Source organism: Amycolatopsis sp. CB00013, assembly GCF_001905755.1.
In the GTDB taxonomy this organism is placed as follows: domain Bacteria; phylum Actinomycetota; class Actinomycetes; order Mycobacteriales; family Pseudonocardiaceae; genus Amycolatopsis; species Amycolatopsis japonica.
In genome coordinates this window covers 1,293,779-1,312,874 of the sequence record NZ_LIWC01000001.1, presented here as the reverse complement: position 1 = coordinate 1,312,874, position 19,096 = coordinate 1,293,779, and the positions used below count along the sequence as shown (strand labels likewise).

At 69.4% G+C, this 19,096-nt stretch carries 15 protein-coding genes; 11 read left to right on the top strand and 4 right to left on the bottom strand.

Going from position 1 to position 19,096, the window contains the following annotated elements; all coding sequences use genetic code 11:
* Window positions 1-24: 24 nt before the first annotated feature.
* The 8 genes from AMK34_RS05845 to AMK34_RS05810 all read left to right on the top strand — a co-directional run bounded on the left by AMK34_RS05845 (window position 25) and on the right by AMK34_RS05810 (window position 12,551).
* Complete coding sequence (locus tag AMK34_RS05845; RefSeq protein WP_073843474.1) at window positions 25-936, top strand: serine hydrolase; 912 nt, start codon at window positions 25-27, stop codon at window positions 934-936.
* 121 nt (window positions 937-1,057) lie between these two features.
* A complete protein-coding gene (locus AMK34_RS05840; RefSeq protein WP_073843472.1) occupies window positions 1,058-2,446 on the top strand; it encodes a serine hydrolase domain-containing protein in 1,389 nt (462 codons plus the stop codon).
* Complete coding sequence (locus AMK34_RS05835; protein ID WP_073843470.1) at window positions 2,443-3,345, top strand: serine hydrolase; 903 nt, start codon at window positions 2,443-2,445, stop codon at window positions 3,343-3,345. Before AMK34_RS05840 ends, AMK34_RS05835 begins: the two co-directional genes overlap by 4 nt.
* Before the next feature lie 442 nt (window positions 3,346-3,787).
* Window positions 3,788-5,386, top strand: a complete 1,599-nt coding sequence (locus AMK34_RS05830) for an ABC transporter substrate-binding protein (RefSeq protein ID WP_073843468.1) — start codon at window positions 3,788-3,790, stop codon at window positions 5,384-5,386.
* A complete protein-coding gene (locus tag AMK34_RS05825; RefSeq protein WP_038512984.1) occupies window positions 5,386-6,366 on the top strand; it encodes an ABC transporter permease in 981 nt (326 codons plus the stop codon). The genes AMK34_RS05830 and AMK34_RS05825 overlap by 1 nt, the downstream gene beginning before the upstream one ends.
* A gap of 1 nt (window position 6,367) precedes the next feature.
* A complete protein-coding gene (locus tag AMK34_RS05820; RefSeq protein ID WP_073843466.1) occupies window positions 6,368-8,254 on the top strand; it encodes a dipeptide/oligopeptide/nickel ABC transporter permease/ATP-binding protein in 1,887 nt (628 codons plus the stop codon).
* The gene (locus tag AMK34_RS05815) at window positions 8,251-9,243 is read left to right on the top strand and encodes an ABC transporter ATP-binding protein (protein ID WP_073843464.1); all 993 of its coding nucleotides are present in this window, start codon (window positions 8,251-8,253) and stop codon (window positions 9,241-9,243) included. The genes AMK34_RS05820 and AMK34_RS05815 overlap by 4 nt, the downstream gene beginning before the upstream one ends.
* A complete protein-coding gene (locus AMK34_RS05810) occupies window positions 9,240-12,551 on the top strand; it encodes a serine hydrolase (RefSeq protein WP_073843462.1) in 3,312 nt (1,103 codons plus the stop codon). Before AMK34_RS05815 ends, AMK34_RS05810 begins: the two co-directional genes overlap by 4 nt.
* Window positions 12,552-12,591: 40 nt before the next feature.
* Here the strand turns inward: AMK34_RS05810 and AMK34_RS05805 are convergent, their stop codons facing one another.
* From AMK34_RS05805 to AMK34_RS05790, 3 genes are all read right to left on the bottom strand, one after another.
* Entirely contained in the window at window positions 12,592-12,786 is a 195-nt protein-coding gene (locus tag AMK34_RS05805; protein ID WP_038512996.1) for a hypothetical protein, read from the bottom strand.
* Between the two features lie 461 nt (window positions 12,787-13,247).
* Entirely contained in the window at window positions 13,248-13,895 is a 648-nt protein-coding gene (locus tag AMK34_RS05795; RefSeq protein WP_038512999.1) for a response regulator, read from the bottom strand.
* On the bottom strand, window positions 13,883-15,082 hold the full coding sequence (locus AMK34_RS05790; RefSeq protein WP_073843459.1) for a sensor histidine kinase: 1,200 nt from the start codon (window positions 15,080-15,082) through the stop codon (window positions 13,883-13,885). Before AMK34_RS05790 ends, AMK34_RS05795 begins: the two co-directional genes overlap by 13 nt.
* Window positions 15,083-15,157: 75 nt before the next feature.
* Between AMK34_RS05790 and AMK34_RS05785 the strand changes: the two genes are divergently transcribed.
* Window positions 15,158-15,484, top strand: a complete 327-nt coding sequence (locus AMK34_RS05785; protein WP_038513006.1) for a putative quinol monooxygenase — start codon at window positions 15,158-15,160, stop codon at window positions 15,482-15,484.
* Here AMK34_RS05785 and AMK34_RS05780 read toward each other — a convergent pair.
* A complete protein-coding gene (locus tag AMK34_RS05780) occupies window positions 15,468-16,331 on the bottom strand; it encodes an alpha/beta fold hydrolase (protein WP_073843457.1) in 864 nt (287 codons plus the stop codon). The genes AMK34_RS05785 and AMK34_RS05780 overlap by 17 nt on opposite strands.
* Before the next feature lie 110 nt (window positions 16,332-16,441).
* Here AMK34_RS05780 and AMK34_RS05775 point away from each other — a divergent pair, with 110 nt between their 5' ends.
* Both AMK34_RS05775 and AMK34_RS05770 read left to right on the top strand, forming a co-directional pair.
* Window positions 16,442-17,350: an AurF N-oxygenase family protein gene (locus AMK34_RS05775; RefSeq protein WP_073843455.1), complete on the top strand. Its 909-nt coding sequence runs from the start codon at window positions 16,442-16,444 to the stop codon at window positions 17,348-17,350.
* Window position 17,351: 1 nt separating this feature from the next.
* The gene (locus AMK34_RS05770; protein WP_073843453.1) at window positions 17,352-18,857 is read left to right on the top strand and encodes an FAD-dependent oxidoreductase; all 1,506 of its coding nucleotides are present in this window, start codon (window positions 17,352-17,354) and stop codon (window positions 18,855-18,857) included.
* Window positions 18,858-19,096: the final 239 nt, after the last annotated feature.

Here is a 19,096-nt window from a genome sequence, read left to right as displayed (position 1 = left end):
ACCCCAACGCAGACAAGGAGTTCCATGCCCACCGCGTCCCAAGTCACCGAAACGATCACCGAGCGCGCGAAGGAGGTCGGCGTCCGGGTCCGGCTGCACGCGGCCGAAATCGACGGCACCCGGCGGATCGGCGTCGACGAACACACCCCGGTCGTCACGGCGTCGGTCTTCAAGGTCCCGATCGCGTTGGAACTGGCGAAGCAGGGCGCCGAGGGCGCGCTCGACCTCGGCGAGCGGATCACCGTACCGCCGGGGCATCCCACGCCCAGCCCGTACGGTCTGGCCACCTTCCGGCACGAGATCACGATGTCCTGGTATGACCTCGCGATCCTGATGATCGGGATCAGTGACAACGTCGCCACCGACCTGATCCTCGATCGCGTCGGCAAGGAAGCGACGGAGAAGACGTTGCGAGATCTCGGTTTCGAGCACACCACCGTTTCGCAGGACTGCGGTGAGGTGCTCGGCGGTATCGGGGAGGACCTCGGAATCTCCTACGAGGACGACGAAAGACTGCTGACCGAGCTCCCGATCGAACGGATCAAGTCGTTGCGCGCCCTGCAACCGGAGCACAGTTGCGCCACGACCGCGGAGGAGATCACCCGGCTGCTCGGGCTCATCTGGCGCGACGAGGCGGCGGCTCCGGCGGCGTGCGCGGACGTCCGGCGCTGGATGGACCTCCAGGTGTGGCCGCACCGGCTGCGGTCCGGCTTCCCGGACGACGGGATCCGCGTCGGCGGCAAGACCGGGACCCTGCCGTCGGTGCGCAACGAGGTCGGCGTGGTCGAGTACCCGGATGGCGGCCGTTACGCGGTAGGGATTTTCACCGACGCGGTCGACGGGCGGTCGCGGGTGCCGGAGCGGGACGCGTTCATCGGGTTCGCCGCGGCACAGGCCGTCGAATGGCTCAGGCTTCCCGAGGCCGACCGCGAATGATTCGTCCGCCCGGATGAATTTTCCCGCCGCTCTCGTCGTTCCGCACGAACCGGTGACGCCCGTCACCGGCCTAGCATTCCGGGAACCGCCGGACCACCCTTTCCACGGACAAGAGGTGCGCATGTCGAAACTTTCCGAAATCGATACCTGGCTCGCGGAGAACTTTTCCGCCCTTCTGGAGAAGCATCAGGTGCCCGGCGCCGCCGTGGCGGTCTTCGCGAACGGCGAGGTGATCGACCACGCGGCCGGAATCCTGAACAAGAACACCGGCGTCGAGTCCACAGTGGACTCGGTATTCCAGATCGGGTCGATCACCAAGGTGTGGACGACCACCCTGGCGATGCAGCTCGTCGACGAAGGCAGGCTCGACCTCGACAAGCCGGTCCGCGACTACCTTCCCGAGTTCACCCTCGCGGACGACGACGCGGCGTCGCGGATCACGGTGCGGCAGCTGACCTGTCACACCTCCGGATTCGAAGGCGACATCTTCACCGACACCGGGCAGGGCGACGACTGCGTCGCGAAGCTCGTGGCAACGCTTTCCGACGTCCCCCAGCTGTTTCAGCCGGGGGAGATGTTCTCCTACAACAACGCCGGGTACTGCGTGCTCGGCAGGATCGTCGAGGTCCTGCGCGGCAAGTCCTACGACGACTGCCTGCGCGACCATCTCTTCACACCGCTCGGTCTGACCCACGCCGCGGCCGGGCCCTACGACGCGATCCGGTACCGCGCGGCGATCGGGCACCTCCAGCCGAAGCCGGACGACGAGCCGGTGGCCGCGCCCGCCTGGGCGTTGACGCGGTCCAACGTGCCGGCGGGTTCGCATCTGGCGATGCGCCCGCGCGACCTGCTGACCTTCGTGCGCATGCACCTCAACGAAGGCCGCGCGGACGACGGCACCCAGGTCCTGAAGCCCGAAACCGCCCGCGCCATGTGGGAACGCCAGGTCGAACTGCCCTACCTCGGCCTGATGGGCGGGGCGTGGGGACTCGGCTGGATGATCTTCGACTGGGACGGCGGCCCGGTGATCGGCCACGACGGCGGCACCATCGGCCAGTCCGCGTTCCTGCGCGTGGTGCCGGGCAGCAACGTCGCGGTGGCCCTGCTGACCAACGGCGGCAAACCGCTGCACCTGTACCTGGACGTCTTCCGGAAGGTATTGGGCGACCTCGCCGGTGTCGAGGTCCCGCCGCTGCCGGAGCCGAACGCCGCGGAGGCGCCGGCGGACCCGTCGCGGTACGTGGGCGAGTACTCGTCGCAGGTGGCGGACATCGTCGTCACGCAGGACGAAGAGGGCGGCCTGTGGCTGGAACGCACGATGAAGGGCATGTTCGCCGACCTCGGCTCGGCGCCGGAGAAGAGCAGGCTGCTGGGCTACAAGGGCGACACCCTGGTCGCCGAGCACGACGGCCTCGGCCTGCACATGCCGCACGCGTTCGTCGGTGACGACGGCACCGGCCGCGCGTTGTTCGTCCACACGGGACGAGCCGACCGCCGGGTGGCCCGGTGACGGCGATCGCCGACGAGATCGAGGCCGTCTTCGCCAAGGCGGGGGCGCGCGGATTCGTGCACGCGCGCGAGATCGGCGTCCCCGACGGTCCCGAAGTCGGTGTCGGCGCGGACGATCCGGTCGTGCTGGCGTCCGTGTTCAAGATCCCGGTGGCGGTCGCCTTCGCCCGTGAGGTGGCCGCCGGGCGGATCGACGAGACCGAGCGGACCCGCGTCACCGCGCGGTACCGGATCGGCGGGATCGGGACCGCCGGCTGCGCGGACGACGTCGAGATGAGCTGGCGCGACCTGGCGCAGTTCATGCTGACGATGAGCGACAACGCCGCGACCGACGTCGTCTATCACCGGGTCGGGCAGGAAGCCGTCGACCGGGTGCTCACCGACCTGGGCCTCGCCCGGACGCGGCTGGTCGGCTGCTGCGAAGACCTGTTCGCCTCCGTGATCGCCGATCTCGGCGCGAAACCGGACGACGACCTGGAAGCCGTCTTCGCCGCGGCGACCGAAGAACAGATGTGGAAGCTCTCGGTGCTCGACCCGGAACGCACGACGTCGTCGACGCCGAGGGAGATCACCGCGTTGCTCGACGCGATCTGGACCGACCGCGCGGGCGACCCGGCCGCCTGCGAACGCGTGCGGACGATCATGGCGCAGCAGATCTGGCCGCACCGGATCTCGTCCGGTTTCCCAGCGGGTGTCGCGATCGCGGCCAAGACCGGGACGCTCCCCGCCGTCCGCAACGAAGCGGGTGTGGTGACCCATGTGGACGGTCGCCGGTACGCCGTCGCGGTGTTCACCCGCGCCGAATCCCTCGCCGACCGCCAGCCCGCGGTCGACTCCTCCCTCGGCGAGGCCGCCCGCCTCGCCGTCGATCACCTCCGTGCGCAGACCGTCGGGTCGTGAGTGATTCGTGAGTGATACGGGTCGTTATTGAGGAGTAGGTCAAATGTGTCGTGGTCGCGGGCAAGTCGGTGGTGGGGTGAAGGCTCCCTTCGCCGCGTCTAATGCGGTGAAGGGAGCCCTCACCCCACCACTCGCCCGCGCCGGCCACCTCCCCACCGGCGCCCATGTCGCGAAAGCCACTTTCACGACACCTGATGTCCCGAAAGTGGCTTTCGCGACACGCTCGACAAGCGGAAAAGTGACTCTCTACGCCACGTTCGCCTTACCCCTCGTTAGAACGGCCCAAATCACTCACGACCCCTGGCACCGTCGACCGCCCCTCACCTCACGCGATGAAGGGCGCTTCACCCGCGTCGCATGCGGTGAAAGTCCCCTTCAGCCACCCCACGACCAGAAGTACTCAAGACGCGAACCAACGACTCGGGACAGTAGGAGAAACCGCATGAAGAAAGCCCGGCTCACCGCCGCGATCACGAGCGTGGTGGCCTTGACCGTGAGCGCGTGCGGGGGGACGTCGCAATCCGGGCAGGACCGGACCGCGAACCAGAAATTGACCGAGGGCAAGACCTTCACGATGGCGATCGGCACCGATCCGGGAGCGCTGGACCCGGCGATGACCGTGCTCTCGGTCGCGCTCGACATCGGGCGCTACCTCTACGACAGCCTGATCAACCTCGACGAGGCCGGCAAGCCGATCGCCGGTCTCGCCGAGAAATGGGAGGCCTCCACGACCACGGCCTCCTTCACCCTGCGGAACGGGATCACCTGCGACGACGGCACTCCGCTGACCGCGAGCGACGTCGCCGCGAACGTCAACTTCGTCGGCGATCCCGCCAACAAGTCGCCGATGTCCGGGCTCACCGTCGCGCCGGGGACCAAGGCGACCGCCGACGACGCGGCGCGGAAGATCACGCTCACCAGCGGTGCGCCGGACGCGTTCCTGCTGCGCAACGTCGGCGGCCTGCCGATCGTGTGCGGCAAGGGCGTGACCGACCGGCAGGCGCTGGCCAAGGGCAAGTACGGCACCGGCATGTTCACCATGACCGAGATCGTGCCGAACGACCACTACACCCTCACCCGGCGCAAGGATTACGCGTGGGGGCCGGGGGACTGGCAGCGTGAGCAGCCAGGACTGCCGGAGAAGGTGACCTTCCGGGTCATCCAGAACATGACGACCGCCGCGAACCTGCTGCTGTCCGGTGAGCTCAACGGCGCCCGGATCACCGGCCAGGACCAGCAGCGGCTGCGTGCCCAGAAGCTGTTCCACGGCGAGCAGGTCGTGCCGATGGGCGAGATGTTCTTCAACCAGGCGCCCGGCCGGGCGGGTGGCGACCTGGCCGTGCGTCGCGGACTGGTGCAGGCACTCGACCTCGTCCAGATCGGCAAGGTGCTCACCAGCGGCTCCGGGGCGCCCAGCCAGGGGATGGTCACCACCGAACCCAGGGCGTGCGCCGGGGACGCGGTGGCGGGCAAGCTCCCCGCGTTCGACGTCGCCGCCGCGAAGTCGGCCCTCGACGCGGCCGGCTGGAAGCCGGGAGCGGACGGGGTGCGGGTCAAGGACGGCAAACGGCTCGCGCTGACCGCCATCTACGGCACACAACTCGGGCCGACGATGGCGCCCGCCGCGGAACTGATGCAGCAGTCGTGGAAGGCCGTCGGCGCCGACGTGACGCTCAAGGGTCTCGACAGCCCGGGGACCAGCCAGGTGCTCTTCAACACCGGTGAGTGGGACATCTCGCTGGCACCGGTGACCTTGCTGCTGCCGAGCCAGGTCGGCCCGTTCGTCTCGGGACCGAAACCGCCGGCGGGCACGAACTTCGCCCACATCGAGAACGAGAAGTACACGTCGCAGGCCGCGCAGGCGGCGCAGATGTCCGGTGAGTCGGGCTGCGCGACCTGGCTCGCGGCGGAACAGGCGCTGATCGAGCGGCTGGACGTCGTGCCCTACGTCAACTCGGTCATCCCGACCTTCGGCAGCAACGCGCGGTTCAAGGTCATCTTCGGTTCGGTCGAGCCGTCGTCGATCCGGATGTACAGCTGATGGCCGTCGCGGTCGCCCCGGCCGGATTGCGCGGCAGCCCGTGGCTGTCGTTCGCCGTGCGCCGCCTCGGCCGGTTCGCGATCTCGTTGTGGGTCCTGATCACCACGGCGTTCCTGATGATCCAGCTGATCCCCGGTGACCCGGTCCGCGCGGCGCTCGGACTGACCGCGCCGGTCGAGCTGGTGAACGCGCGGCGGGCGGCGCTCGGCCTCGACGATCCACTGTGGCTGCAGTACGTCCACTACCTCGGCGGGCTGGTCACCGGTGACTTCGGGACATCGATGACGAGCGGGCAGCCGGTCTCCGAGGTGATCGGCGACCGGCTGCCCGCCACCCTCGAACTGGCGTTGCCCGCCTTCGCGGTGGTCATCGCGGTCGCGATCCCGCTGGGCCTGCTGTTCGCCGTGCTGACCCGAGGTGGACGACGGCGGGGCGGCGAGCTGGCGTTCACTTCGACGACCGTGCTGCTCGCGGCCATCCCGGAGTTCCTGCTCGCGGTGGCGCTCGTCGCGTTCTTCTCGGTCCAGCTGGGGTGGTTCCCGGTCGCGGGGAACGCGGACGCGAGTTCGTTCGTGCTCCCCGTCATCGCGTTGGCGCTCGGCCCGGCGTCGGTACTCGCCCGTATCGTCCGGGTGGAGACGCTTTCCGTGCTGGGCAACGACTTCATCCGCACCGCGCGGGCGAAGCGGCTGCCCGCGCGGCTGGTCTACCTGCGCCACGCCTTGCCGAACGCGTTGACCGCGACGCTCACCATGGGCGGGTTGATGCTGACCGGCATGGTCGCCGGGACGGTGCTGGTGGAGAACGTCTTCGCCTGGCCGGGCCTCGGTTCCACCATCGCGCAGTCGATCCTGCAGAAGGACTATCCGCTGGTGCAGGGGATCGTGCTCGTCTACGGCATCGGGGTCCTGCTGGTGAATCTGACGGTGGACGTGCTGCTGGCCGTCCTCGATCCGCGTTCGACGATCCGGGAGACCTGAGATGGCGAAATGGTTCGCGGCCCTCCGCACCCCGGTGGGCGCGTTCGCGGCGGCCCTGCTGACGCTGGTGCTCGCGCTCGCGGTGTTCGCCCCGATCCTGTGGCACGACAACGCTTTCGCGATCGACACGAACGCCATCGGGCAGGGACCGTCGGCTGCGCATTGGCTCGGTACCGACGACCTCGGCCGCGACATCCTCTTCCGCGTCCTGGTCGCGACCCGGCTTTCGGTCCTGCTCGCGGTGCTCGCGACGGTGATCGGAGTGGTGACCGGGCTTGTGCTCGGCACATTGCCCTCGCTGCTGCCGCGTCCCGCGGCACGGCTCGTGACGTCGGCGGTGAACATCGCGGTCGCGTTCCCCGGGCTGTTGCTGGTGTTGTTCTTCTCGGTCATCTTCGGGGTCGGGACGCACGGCGCGGTGTTCGCGGTCGGGTTCGCGCTGGCACCGGCGTTCGCGCGGCTCGCGCAGACACTGTCGGCCTCCGTCGCGGGGCAGGACTTCGTGTCCGCCGCCCGGATCTCCGGGGTCGGCCGGATACGGTTGCTGCTCCGGCACATCCTCCCCAACATCGGCGAACCGCTGGTGGTGAACGCGACCATCGGCGCGGGTGCCTCCCTGCTGGCCTTCTCCGGGCTGTCGTTCCTCGGCATCGGCGTGCAGGCACCGGATTACGACTGGGGTCGGCTGCTCGGCGAAGGGCTCAACGGGATCTACGTCAACCCGGCGGCCGCGCTCGCGCCTGGTGTGGCCGTGGTGCTGGCCGGGCTCGCCTTCAACCTGGTCGGTGAGACCGTCGCCGGGGTGATCGGCGTCCGCACGGGGCTGCGCAAGCTCGCGCCGCGGCCGGTCACACCCGCCAGGGAGGCCGCCGCCGACGCCCGCGACGACGCGGTGCTGGTGGTGGAGAACCTCCAGGTGGCGTTCCCGCGTCCGGCGGGCTGGACCGTTCCGGTGCGCGGGGTGAGCTTCACCGTCCGCGCGGGCGAGGCGATCGGGGTCGTCGGCGAGTCGGGCTCGGGCAAGAGCCTGACCGGGCTGGCGGTGTCACGGCTAGTCGAAGCGCCGGCCGTGGTCACCGCGGACAAGCTCGAATTCGCCGGGAAACCGGTGCTGACGACGCCGGAACGGGAGTTGCGCGGGTTGCTCGGCACCTCGCTGGCGATGGTGTTCCAGGATCCGATGACGTCGTTCAACCCGACCAGGCGGATCGGCCGTCAACTGGCCGAAGTCGCCGAGCAGCACCAGGGACTTCCGCGTGCCAAGGCCTTCGAGCGGGCCGTGGACCGGTTGCGCGCGGTGCGGATCCCGGCCGCCGAACGCCGTGCGCGGCAGTATCCGCACGAGTTCTCCGGCGGGATGCGGCAGCGCGCGATGATCGGCATGGGCCTGATGGGCGACCCGAAGCTCATCATCGCCGACGAGCCGACCACCGCACTCGACGTCACCGTGCAGCGGCAGTTGCTGCGCCTGCTGGCGCGGACCAGGGCCGAGCGGGACACGGCGATCATCCTGATCAGCCACGACATCGCGGTCGTTTCCCAGACGTGCGAACGGATGTTGGTCATGTACGCGGGCCGGGTGGTGGAGGACCTGCCGTCCGCCGCGACGCCGCGGCATCCCTATACGCGGGCCCTGATGGCCGCGACGCTCGACCTCGAAACCGATCGTGAGGCTCCGCTGGCGGTGATCCCCGGTCGCCCACCGGAGCCGGATCGCGTGCCCAACGGCTGCGCTTTCGCCGACCGGTGTCCGGCGGCGACCGACCGCTGCCGTCTCGAAGACCCGGTGCTGGAGCGCGTGGAGACCGACCATCGGGTCGCGTGCTGGTATCCCGCGTCGCTTTCCCAGCCCGCCAAGGAAACCGTGACCGCCGGAGGTGCGGAGTGAGCGATCTCGTGTTCGACGCGGTGAGCGTGCGGTACGGCGGCAGGCGCGGGCTCACCGCTGTCGACCGGGTCGGCCTGACCGTCCCTTCCGGACAGGTCGTCGGGCTGGTCGGCGAATCGGGCTCCGGGAAGTCGACGCTGGCCCGCGCCGCCGTCGGGCTTTCGCCGATCAGCGCCGGACGGGTCCTGCTGGGCGGCGTGGACGTGCGCAAGCTACCTCGGCGTCCTCCGTTGCAGATGGTGTTCCAGGATCCGTATTCCTCTTTGGACCCCCGGATGAGCATCGGGGAATCGATCACCGAAGCGATCCCGCCTGGCGTCTTGCCCGGCCGCGCCGCGCGCCGGGACGAGGTCGCCCGGCTCCTGGAACTGGTCAATCTCGACCCCGAGCGGGCGGCCCACCTGCCGGGGCAGCTTTCCGGCGGTCAGCGGCAGCGCGTGGCGCTCGCCCGCGCGCTGGCCGGACGGCCCGAGGTGCTGATCGCGGACGAGATCACCTCCGCGCTGGACGTTTCGGTGCAGGGCGCGGTGCTGAACCTCGTCCGGTCCGTGCAACGGCGGCTGGGCCTGTCGATGCTGTTCATTTCGCACAACCTCGCGGTGATCCGCTATCTCAGCGACATCGTCGCCGTGATGTACCTCGGGCGGATCGTCGAGGTCGGCCCGGCTGAACAGGTGCTCACCGACCCGCAGCACCCGTACACCCGTGACCTGCTCGCCGCGGCGCCGTCGGCGACCGGTTCGCTGCTCGACGTCGGTGACGCGAGCGAGACCGCCGACGTCGAACCCGCCGACCCGCACCAGCCGCCGGCCGGATGCCGCTACCACACCCGCTGTCCGGTCGGCCCGCTCGTGCGGACCGGCCGCGAACTCTGCCTCCAGGCGGACCCCTCGAAAGACTCGGCACACCGACGTCATTCGGCGGCCTGCCACTTCAGCGAAAACGAGAGCCACCAGCTCACGATCTCCAGAGGAGCAAGCGCATCATGACCCGACGTCTCGGTCTCGACGACCTGTACGACATCGCCGTCCCCAGCCAGCCTTCGCTTTCTCCGGACGGCGACCGGATCGTCTACGTCCTGCGCACCGCCGACCGCGACGAGGACCGGAACGTGTACACGCTCTGGGAGGTCGGCGCGACCGGCGGCGAAGCGCGTCAGCTCACGCGCGGAACCGCCGACATGGCACCGAAATGGGCGCCGGACGGCACACGGATCGCGTTCCTCCGTGCCCAGGACGGACCGCCGCAGGTGTGGTTCCTGCCGTCGTCGGGTGGGGAGGCCGAACGGATCACCGAACTCCCGCTGGGTGCGGGCGCCCCGGTCTGGAGCCCGGACGGCGCCAAGATCGCGTTCTCGGCCGCGGTCGACCTGGCGGGCGGGGAACTCGCGCCGAACGCCCCGGTGGTGGCCGACCGGCTGGACTTCAAGGCCGACGGCGCCGGACTGATCAAGACCATTCGCAAGCATCTGCACGTCCTCGACGTCGCCACCCGGGAAGTCCGGCAGGTGACCTTCGGCGATTGGCACGCCGGCGAACCGGCCTGGTCGCCCGACGGAACCCGGCTGGCCTTCTCCGCCGGGCGTGACGGTGACGCGGATCTGACGTTCCGTTCCGGTGCCTACGTGCTCGATGTGACCACGAAGACCTCCGAGCCGCGGTTGATCGGCTCGGGCGAAGGGATGGCGGGCACGGTCGGCTGGACCGCCGACGGCACCGCGCTGCTGGTGGTCGGCAGGCCCGATACCGAGGTCGGGCACCTGGGGCTGTGGCGGGTGCCGCTGGACGGCGGCGAGCCAACCGATCTGGCCGCCGCGCTGGACCGCAACGTGATGTCCGGCGGCCCTGGCTATCCGGGAGCCCTCCCGCAGGTGACCGAGGACGGAGCCGTGCTGTTCGGCGTCCGGGACCGCGGGTGCACCCATCTGTACAAAGTGGACACCGCGGGCGGGACGCCACGACCGGTGCTGGCCGGCGCGGACCGCGTCGTGTCCGGAATGGACATCGCGGGCGGCAGGGCCGTGGTCGTCCTGGCCACGGGCACGTCGTTCGGCGAAGTCACCGTCGTAGACCCGGCCACCGGTGCGGTCGACGTGCGGACGAAGCACGGCGAGTCCGACATCGAGCTTTTCCGCCACGAGGAACGGGAATTCACCATCGGCGACGGCACGGTCGTCCACGGCTGGCTCCTGCGGGACCCGTCACGATCCGGTGCGGCGCCACTGCTGCTCGACATCCACGGCGGACCGCACAACGCCTGGAACGGCGCGGCCGACTCGATCCACCTCTATCACCAGGAACTCGTGGCGCGAGGCTGGGCGGTGCTGCTGCTCAACCCGCGTGGTAGCGACGGCTACGGCGAGGACTTCTACACCGGCGCCGTGGGCGCGTGGGGGGTCGCCGACGCGGCCGACTTCCTCGAACCCCTCGACCAGTTGGTCGCCGAAGGCGTCGCCGACGTGGATCGGCTCGCCGTGGCGGGTTACAGCTACGGCGGGTTCATGACCTGCTACCTGACGAGCCGCGACGACCGCTTCGCCGCCGCTGTGGCCGGCGGTGTCGTCAGCGACCTCACCAGCATGGGAGGCACGTCCGACGCCGGGCACTACCTGGCCGTCGGTGAGCTCGGCGGTCCGGCCTGGGACAAGGCGAACGAGCGCTTCTCGCCGTTCGCCCGCGTCGCCGACGTGCGGACGCCGACGCTCGTCGTCCAAGGCTCGAACGACGACCGGTGCCCGGTCGGTCAAGCCGAGCAGTGGTTCGGTGCCTTGCGCGCACGGGGTGTCCCGTCGCGGCTGGTGTTGTACCCGGACGCCTCGCACCTGTTCATCCTCGACGGGCCGCCCTCGCAGCGCATTGACTTCAACCGGCGCGTTCTCGAGTGGGTCGAGCAGTACGCCGCGCCCGCGGACGGAGTGTCGCGAGTGCCGATCGAAGCGGCACACTGGCGTCGCCGTCTGGCCGAGTTGGCACGCAAGCATCGCGTTCCCGGTGCGGCGCTGGGCATCGCACGGGTCGGCGACGACGCCGAAGTCTTGGCCTCCTACGGCATGCTGAACACGAAGACCGGGGTCGAGGTCACCGAGGATTCGGTGTTCCAGATCGGTTCGATCTCCAAGGTGTGGACCGCGACCGTGGTCATGCAGCTGGTCGACGAGGGCCTTCTCGACCTCGACGCGCCGATCGCCGACGTCGTCCCCGAGCTGCGGCTCGCCGATCCGGACGTCGCCAAGCAGGTGACCATGCGGCATCTGCTGACGCACACCAGCGGGATCGACGGCGACGTCTTCACCGACACCGGCCGGGGCGACGACTGCCTCGAACGCTATGTCGAAATCCTCGACCAGGCCGCGCAGAACCATCCTCTCGGCGAGACGTTCTCTTACTGCAACTCGGGTTTCGTGCTCATGGGCCGGGTGATCGAGAAGCTCACCGGGCAGACCTGGGACGCCGCGATGCGGGAGAAACTGTTCGCCCCGCTCGGTCTCACCCACACGGTGACGCTGCCGGAGGAAGCGCTGCTGCTCCGTGCCGCCGTCGGGCACGTCGGTGGCGCCGACGAAGACCCGAAGCCCGCGCCGGTCTGGGGCCTGCCGCGGAACATGGGCCCGGCGGGCCTGATCACCGCCACCGCCAAGGACGTGCTCGGCTTCGCGCGGCTGCATCTGACCGGAGGGCTCACCCCGTCCGGTGAGCGGATCCTGACCACGGCGTCCGCCACCGCGATGGCCGAGAAGCACGCCGACCTCCCCGACAAGCACTCGCTCGGTGACTCCTGGGGCCTCGGCTGGATCCGTGACGAGTGGAGCGGACGACGGGTCGTCGGCCACGACGGCAACACGATCGGGCAGTCTGCGTTCCTGCGGCTGCTGCCCGATCAGGGGCTCGCCGTCACGTTGCTCACCAATGGTGGCAACACGCGCGACCTGTTCGAGGAGCTGTACCGGGAGATCTTCGCCGAACTGGCGGATGTGGCGATGCCGCGGCCGCTGACGCCGCCCTCGCCTCCGGTCACCGTCGACGGTTCGAGGCACGTCGGCGTCTACGAGCGGGCCGGGGTGCTGATGGAGGTACTGTCCGAAAAGGACGGACTCCGGCTGCGGCAGACCGCCACGGGCCCGCTGGCCGAGCTGATGCCGGAGAAGACGATGGAATTCGACCTGGTCCCGGTGACCGACTCCCTCTACGTCTGCCGTGAACCGGGCGCGCAGACCTGGATGCCGGTCACGTTCTACACGTTGCCGACCGGTGAGCCGTACATGCACCACGGCGTGCGCGCGACGCCGAAGGTGTCCTGAAAGCGCTCGGCCCGCCCGGACTTCCGGGCGGGCCGAGCGCTCAGGCCCTGCGCCGGGCGACGTAACGGACGATCAGCAACACGATGCACACGACCGCGACGGCGCCCGCGATCGTGCGGAAAGTCCAGTCCAGCCCCGCGAACTGGCCGATCGCGTTGGTGGCCGAGCTGACGAGGAGGACCAGCCAGAGGGAGGCGGTGACGAGCGCGCCGCCGGCGTTTTTGGTGTCGTTCATGGGAAAGACGCTATGGTCCGGCGGATCGGGGGACCAGGGGAGTGACCCCCGTCGTGGGGTGGTGCCAGCGCTACCGCGCCTGGCGGACCGAGGCGCTGACGTTGCGAAAGTGGCTTTCGCAACCTTCAACGTTGCGAAAGTGGCTTTCGCAACACCCTCCGCTTCGGGACCTTACGCGGGCGTCGCCAGGATGTCGCCATGCTGCGGATTCCGGGCGGCCCTGGGTGGGGCGAGCTGGCGAAGTTCCATCGGCCGAAGGCCATAGTGCCCGAGCCTGCGCGACCTCCGGTCCACTGCGCTCGGGTACCCGGCAAGACCTTGATCAACGGAGGATTTGGGACGCTCAACGTCCCAAATCCTCCGTTGATCAAGCTCCGAGACCCGTGTGGCCCTCGACGATGCGGGAATCGGGACATTCACGTCCCAATCCTCCCCACTCGACCTTGCCACTTACGAGGGCCTCAGCCCTTGCCGCCCAAGTAAGCCAGCACCGCCAAGACCCGCCGATGCCCGCTGTCCTCCGGCAATCCGAGCTTCGCGAAGATGTTCCGGATGTGCTTGTGCACCGCGCCGTCGCTCACCACCAGCAGTTCCGCGATGGTCGTGTTGTTGTAGCCCTCCGCCATCAGCCCGAGCACCTCGCGTTCGCGCGCGGTCAGCCCTTCGAGCGGATCGGTCGCCCGGCGGTGCGCCATCAGCTGGGTGATCACCTCGGGGTCCATCGCCGTCCCGCCCTTGACGACCCGGTCCAGCGCGTCGAGGAACTTCTCGACCTTCCCCACCCGCTCCTTGAGCAGATACCCGACGGCACCCTTGCCGTCGGCCAGGAGCTCCGCCGCGTAGCCGGTTTCGACGTGCGCGGAAAGCACGAGCACAGGCAGCCCGGGATACATCTTCCGAGCCTTGACGGCCGCGCGGAGGCCTTCGTCGGTGTGGGTCGGCGGCAGCCGGACGTCGGTGATCACCGCGTCGGGCCGGTCCTTGGTGACCAGTTCGAGGAACTCGTCCACATCGTCCACCGCGGCGGCGACGTCGATGCCCGAGGTGTTCAGCAGCATCACCAGGCCTTCGCGCAGTAGCGCGTCGTCCTCGACGATCACGACCCGCATGGCAACTCCACTTTCAGTACGGTCGGCCCACCGGATGGGCTCGACAGTTTCAAGGTCCCGTCGAAGGCCTCGGCGCGTTTGCGTATCCCGGACAGGCCGCTGCCCGCGGCTTCGTCGGCGCCGCCGTAGCCGTCGTCGCGGATTTCGATGAGCAGGGTGTCGGCGGTGCCGTCGAGGGTGATCCAGGCGTGTTCGGCGCCGGAATGCTTGGTGATGTTGGCCAGCATCTCGGCGACGACGAAGTAGGCGGCCGCTTCGACGGCGGCGGGACGGCGACTGCGGCTGCGAACGTCCACAGTGCACGGAACCGGGCAGCGGTCGGCCAGCGCGGTGACGGCGCCGTCGAGGCCGCGGTCGGTCAGCAGCGGCGGATGGATGCTGCGCACGACGGTCCGGAGTTCGGCGAGCGCGCCGGTCGCGGTGTCCTGCGCCTTGCCGAGCAGCTCCCGCGCCCGCTGCGGATCCTTGTCGAAGAGCGAATCGGCGATCCCCAGCTGCAGCACCACCGCGGCGATCCTCGCCTGGGTCCCGTCGTGCAGGTCGCGTTCCAGCCGACGGAGTTCGGCGCCGTGGGCCTCCAGCGCGGCGGCCCGCGACGCGGCCAGTTCGACGACGCGGTCGGTCAGCACCACCCCGGGCGCCGGCGCGAGCAGCCTGCGCGCGATGGCGGCCTGCCAGCGGGCCAAGCGGGGATACAAGAACAGGAGCGCGATCATGCCGACGCCGGTGACCGCGCTGAGCGCCGCGAGCGGCCACGACGTGACCATGAACCCGAGCGAGCTTTCCACTCCGCCGGGCACCATGGGCCAGATGAACGCCGTGAGGATCTGGCGGAGCCCGCCGAGCGGAAAGGCGATGGCGAAGATGCCGACGATGAAACCGGTGGCGGCGTGGAAGACGAGCCAGGCCAGATCCCGTCGCGAGGCAGGGTCGGTCACCGGGTTCCCGGATCGGTACGGCTCGGGGATGGGCTCGTCCAGCAGGCGCGCCGATCGCCGTCGTTCGAAGTTGACCGGGTACCTGATCAGCTTGAGCGCGTGCGGCACCGCCGGGATCCCGACACCGAACGGGCACATCATCAACACGAACAGCATGCCGACGAGGACGAACCAGGAGACGATGGACGAGGCCGCGCCGACCGCCAGGTACCGGATCGCGGACCAACTGGACCGGAGCCGGGTGATCACGCCGCCAGTCTTTCATCCGGCCGTCGGCGGCCTCGGAGCGGAGCGCGTGAAGGCCCGCTTTGCGATACTCGGACCATGATCCTGATCGTTCTCAAAGCACAGATCCGTCCCGAAAAGCGCACCGAATGGCTCGCCGGTATCGACCGCTACACGCAGCAGGTGCGTAGCGAACCTGGCAACATTTCGTTCGACTACTACCAGAACGCCGGCGACGAGAACGAATTCGTCCTCGTCGAGGTCTTCGCCGACAGCGCCGCCGGTGACGCGCACGTCGCGACGCAGCACGCCCAGGAGTTCTTCCCGTTCATGGCGACCGTCGTCGCCGAGAAGCCCCGGATCAACTACCAGAACCTCGACGGCGACGCGTGGTCGGAGATGGCCGAGGTCACACCGGTCGACTAGCGGCGTCCGTGGCGGTGCGGTCGATGATGGCGGCGAGGGTCGTGGCCGCTTCCTCAGGCACCCAGTGGCTGACGCCGGACAGGATTTCGAGCCGGTAGGCGGCGTCGACGTACTGGCCGGCGAGTTCGGCGCTGCGCCGGGACAGGGCGGTGTCGCCGTCGCTCCAGACGTGGGTGGTCGGCACGGTGACCCGGGCGCGGAGGGCGGCCGGGTGGTTGAAGACCATCGCGCGGTACCAGTTCAAGCCGCCGGTGAGGGCGCCGCCGCGAACGATGTCCTGGCGGACCTGGTCGATCTGGGCGGGTGTCATCCCGGTGCCGGCCAGCGTGCGTTCCAGTACGCGTGGCCGGCTCCGGATGGCGAGTTCGGGCAGCCAGGGGACCTGGAAGAGGAACATGTAGTACGACCGGACGAGCTGGTCGCTGCCGAGCATCGCGCGGAGGAACGCCCCGGGATGAGGGACCGACACGGTGGTCAGAGAGGTGACCAGGTCGGGTCGCCGGGCCGCGGTCGACCAGGCGGCGACGGCACCCCAGTCGTGTCCGACGAGGTGGACCGGCCCGGTGCCGAGGGTGTCGATGAGGGCGACGGTGTCGGCCACCAGACGGCTGGATCGGTAGGCGAAGCGGCCCCGCGGGCGTGCGCGGGGTGAGTAGCCGCGCTGGTCGGGCACGATCGTGCGGTATCCCCGCTGGTGGAGCAGGGCGGCGGTGTCGGCCCAGGAGGCGCCGGTCTGTGGGAAACCGTGCAGCAGGACGACGACGTCGCCGTCGAGCGGTCCGGTGTCCCGGACATCGAAGACGAGTCCGTCGTGGTCGAAGGTGGCGATGCGGCGGGGCGCGGTCATGGGCGGATTTCCCCTTCTTTCGTGGACTGCTCGTATATGTTACCTTGAGTAACAGTGAATCGCGGTAACAGGTAGCCGCGCACTCTGTCGACGTCGTCAGGGAGGTCCGTATGACCAGCACCGATGTGCCACGAACGGCCGGGGCAGGCCGCCACGAGACCGCGCAGCGGCTCCTCGATTCGTCCGCGATGCTGTCCTACGACCCGGCCACCGAGGTGGACTGGGAGACACCGCTGGACAAGGACTTCCACGGTGCCAGCCCGGAGTGGAGCACGCTCTACGGCACGAGCTACTGGGCCGAGATGAGCACGGAGCAGCAGAAGGAGCTCACGCGCCAGGAAGCCGCTTCCGTGGCGAGCACCGGCATCTGGTTCGAGATGATCCTGCAGCAGATGGTGCTCCGCGACTTCTACGCCAAGGACCCGACCGATCCGGCGTTCCAGTGGGCGCTGACCGAGATCGCCGACGAATGCCGTCACTCGATCATGTTCGCCCGCGGCGCGGCGAAGCTCGGCGCGCCGCCGTATCGCCCACGCAAGCTCGCTGTCGAACTCGGCCGCATCTTCAAGGCGACGGCCAGCGGCGAAGCGGCGTACGCGGCGATCCTCGTTGCCGAGGAGGTCCTCGACGTCATGCAGCGCGACTGGATGCGCGACGAGCGCGTGGTCCCGTTCGTGCGCACCATCAACAACATCCACGTGGTCGAAGAGTCCCGGCACATGAAGTTCGCCAGGGAAGAGACGCGTGAGCAGCTGGAGGGCGCGGGCTTCCTGCGCCGCCGGATCGACGCGCTGGTCATCGCGATCGCTTCGTACTTCATCGTCAGCAGCATGATCAACCGCGACGTGTACAAGAACGCGGGACTCGACACCAAGCGCGCGTTGCGCGAGGCGAAGGCCAACGAGCACCACAAGTCGATGATGCGGTCGAGCTGTGCCGGACTGATGGAGTTCCTCGGCTCGTGCGGCCTGCTCACCCGCCCCGCACTGGTGTTCTACAAGCGGGCGAACCTGATCTGACATGGCCTTCGCGATCACCCAGACCTGCTGCAACGACGCCACCTGCGTGTCGGTCTGCCCGGTCAACTGCATCCACCCGACGCCGGACGAGCCCGATTTCGGCACCACCGAGATGCTCTATGTCGATCCGGACACGTGCATCGACTGCGGGGCGTGCGCGGACGCCTGTCCGGTGGACGCCATCTTCCCGGCGGACTTGTTGACCGGACCGCTGCAGGTCTACGCGGGAATCAACGCGGCCTTCTACGCCGACCGCGAGCCCGTCGCCTCGGTGGATCCGGCGCCGAACTTCCACCGGTGGAGCCCGCCGACGTTCGACCGGGCCATCCCGAGCGACTTCGCGCCGCCGGACATCGCCGTCGTCGGCACCGGCCCGGCCGGGATGTACGCGGTGGAGGACCTGCTCCTCCACACGAACGCGCGGGTCACGCTGATCGACCGGCTACCGGTCGCGGGCGGGCTCGTCCGCTACGGCGTCGCCCCGGACCACCCCGCCACGAAGCGGATCGGCGAGACCTTCTCGCGTCTCCACGAGCATCCACGGCTGAAGATGCGCCTGGGCACCGAGATCGGCCGCGACGTGTCGGTGGACGAGCTGGCCGAACGGCACGACGCCGTCGTCTACGCGGTCGGTGCCTCGTCCGCGCGCCGGCTGGGCCTGGACGGCGAGGATCTGCCCGGCAGTATCGCCGCGACCACCGTCGTCGCCTGGTACAACGGCCATCCGGACGTGCCCGCGAACGCGGTCGACCTGTCCGCGGAGCGTGTCGTGCTGGTCGGCACCGGGAACGTCGCGCTGGACGTGGCCCGGATCCTCACCGCCGACCCCGATGACCTCGCCGGCACGACGATCGCCCCGCACGCACTGGAACGCTTGCGTACCAGCAAAATCCGGGAGGTCGTACTGCTCGCCCGGCGCGGACCGGAGGACGCCGCCTACACGTCACCGGAGCTGCTCGCGCTGGCGGGACGCGCCGGTGTGCCGCTCGTCGTCGATGACGCCGACCCGCGCACCACGGCCGCGATCGACGCGGGCACCGGCAAGGCGGCGCTGCTGCGCGACCTCGGCCGGGAGTCCGTCGACTGGACCGTTGCGCCGGGTTCGGACGCTCGCCGGATCGTCCTGCGGTTCCACTCCGCGCCCGCCGAGATCGTCGGCGACACCCAGGTGCGCGGCCTGCGCGTCACAGGGCAGGACGGGCCGGTGGAGATCGCCGCCGGTCAGGTCGTCCGCGCCGTCGGCTATCGAGGTGTCCCGGTGCCCGGGCTTCCGTTCGACGACGACCGCGGCACGATCCCGAATACCGCGGGTCGCGTCGACGGGCGCAGTGGCGCGTATGTGGTCGGCTGGATCAAACGCGGTCCGTCGGGCGGGATCGGCGCGAACCGCACTTGTGCGCGGGAGACCGTGGCGACTCTGCTGGAGGACATCACCTCCGGCGCGCTTCCGGTGCGGGCGCGGCGATCGCCGGTGGCCGCGCTTGCCGCACGGTTCCGCGGACGGTGACGCTGCCCGCACTCGCGTGATCAGGCGCGTGACTCGCGTGATTGGGGACGTGACTCGCGTGATTGGGGACGTGACTCGCGTGATCGGGGACGTGACTCGCGTGATCGGGGACGTGACTCGCGTGATTGGAGGCCGCACTCGGTGTTCCGTCTCTGATCACGCGAGTTCCGGCTTCGATCACGCGAGTGCGACACCGACCTGACCGGGTTCGACAAGACTCGCTCGACATCTGGCGGAAT

Excerpts from the sequence above, each read along its gene's own strand:
- AMK34_RS05805 (WP_038512996.1), bottom strand. The coding sequence starts at position 12,786 with ATGAACGACACCAAAAACGCCGGCGGCGCGCTCGTCACCGCCTCCCTC.
- AMK34_RS05775 (WP_073843455.1), top strand. The coding sequence starts at position 16,442 with ATGACCAGCACCGATGTGCCACGAACGGCCGGGGCAGGCCGCCACGAG.
- AMK34_RS05770 (WP_073843453.1), top strand. The coding sequence starts at position 17,352 with ATGGCCTTCGCGATCACCCAGACCTGCTGCAACGACGCCACCTGCGTG.
- AMK34_RS05845 (WP_073843474.1), top strand. The coding sequence starts at position 25 with ATGCCCACCGCGTCCCAAGTCACCGAAACGATCACCGAGCGCGCGAAG.
- AMK34_RS05795 (WP_038512999.1), bottom strand. The coding sequence starts at position 13,895 with ATGCGGGTCGTGATCGTCGAGGACGACGCGCTACTGCGCGAAGGCCTG.
- AMK34_RS05840 (WP_073843472.1), top strand. The coding sequence starts at position 1,058 with ATGTCGAAACTTTCCGAAATCGATACCTGGCTCGCGGAGAACTTTTCC.
- AMK34_RS05825 (WP_038512984.1), top strand. The coding sequence starts at position 5,386 with ATGGCCGTCGCGGTCGCCCCGGCCGGATTGCGCGGCAGCCCGTGGCTG.
- AMK34_RS05830 (WP_073843468.1), top strand. The coding sequence starts at position 3,788 with ATGAAGAAAGCCCGGCTCACCGCCGCGATCACGAGCGTGGTGGCCTTG.
- AMK34_RS05810 (WP_073843462.1), top strand. The coding sequence starts at position 9,240 with ATGACCCGACGTCTCGGTCTCGACGACCTGTACGACATCGCCGTCCCC.
- AMK34_RS05820 (WP_073843466.1), top strand. The coding sequence starts at position 6,368 with ATGGCGAAATGGTTCGCGGCCCTCCGCACCCCGGTGGGCGCGTTCGCG.
- AMK34_RS05785 (WP_038513006.1), top strand. The coding sequence starts at position 15,158 with ATGATCCTGATCGTTCTCAAAGCACAGATCCGTCCCGAAAAGCGCACC.
- AMK34_RS05780 (WP_073843457.1), bottom strand. The coding sequence starts at position 16,331 with ATGACCGCGCCCCGCCGCATCGCCACCTTCGACCACGACGGACTCGTC.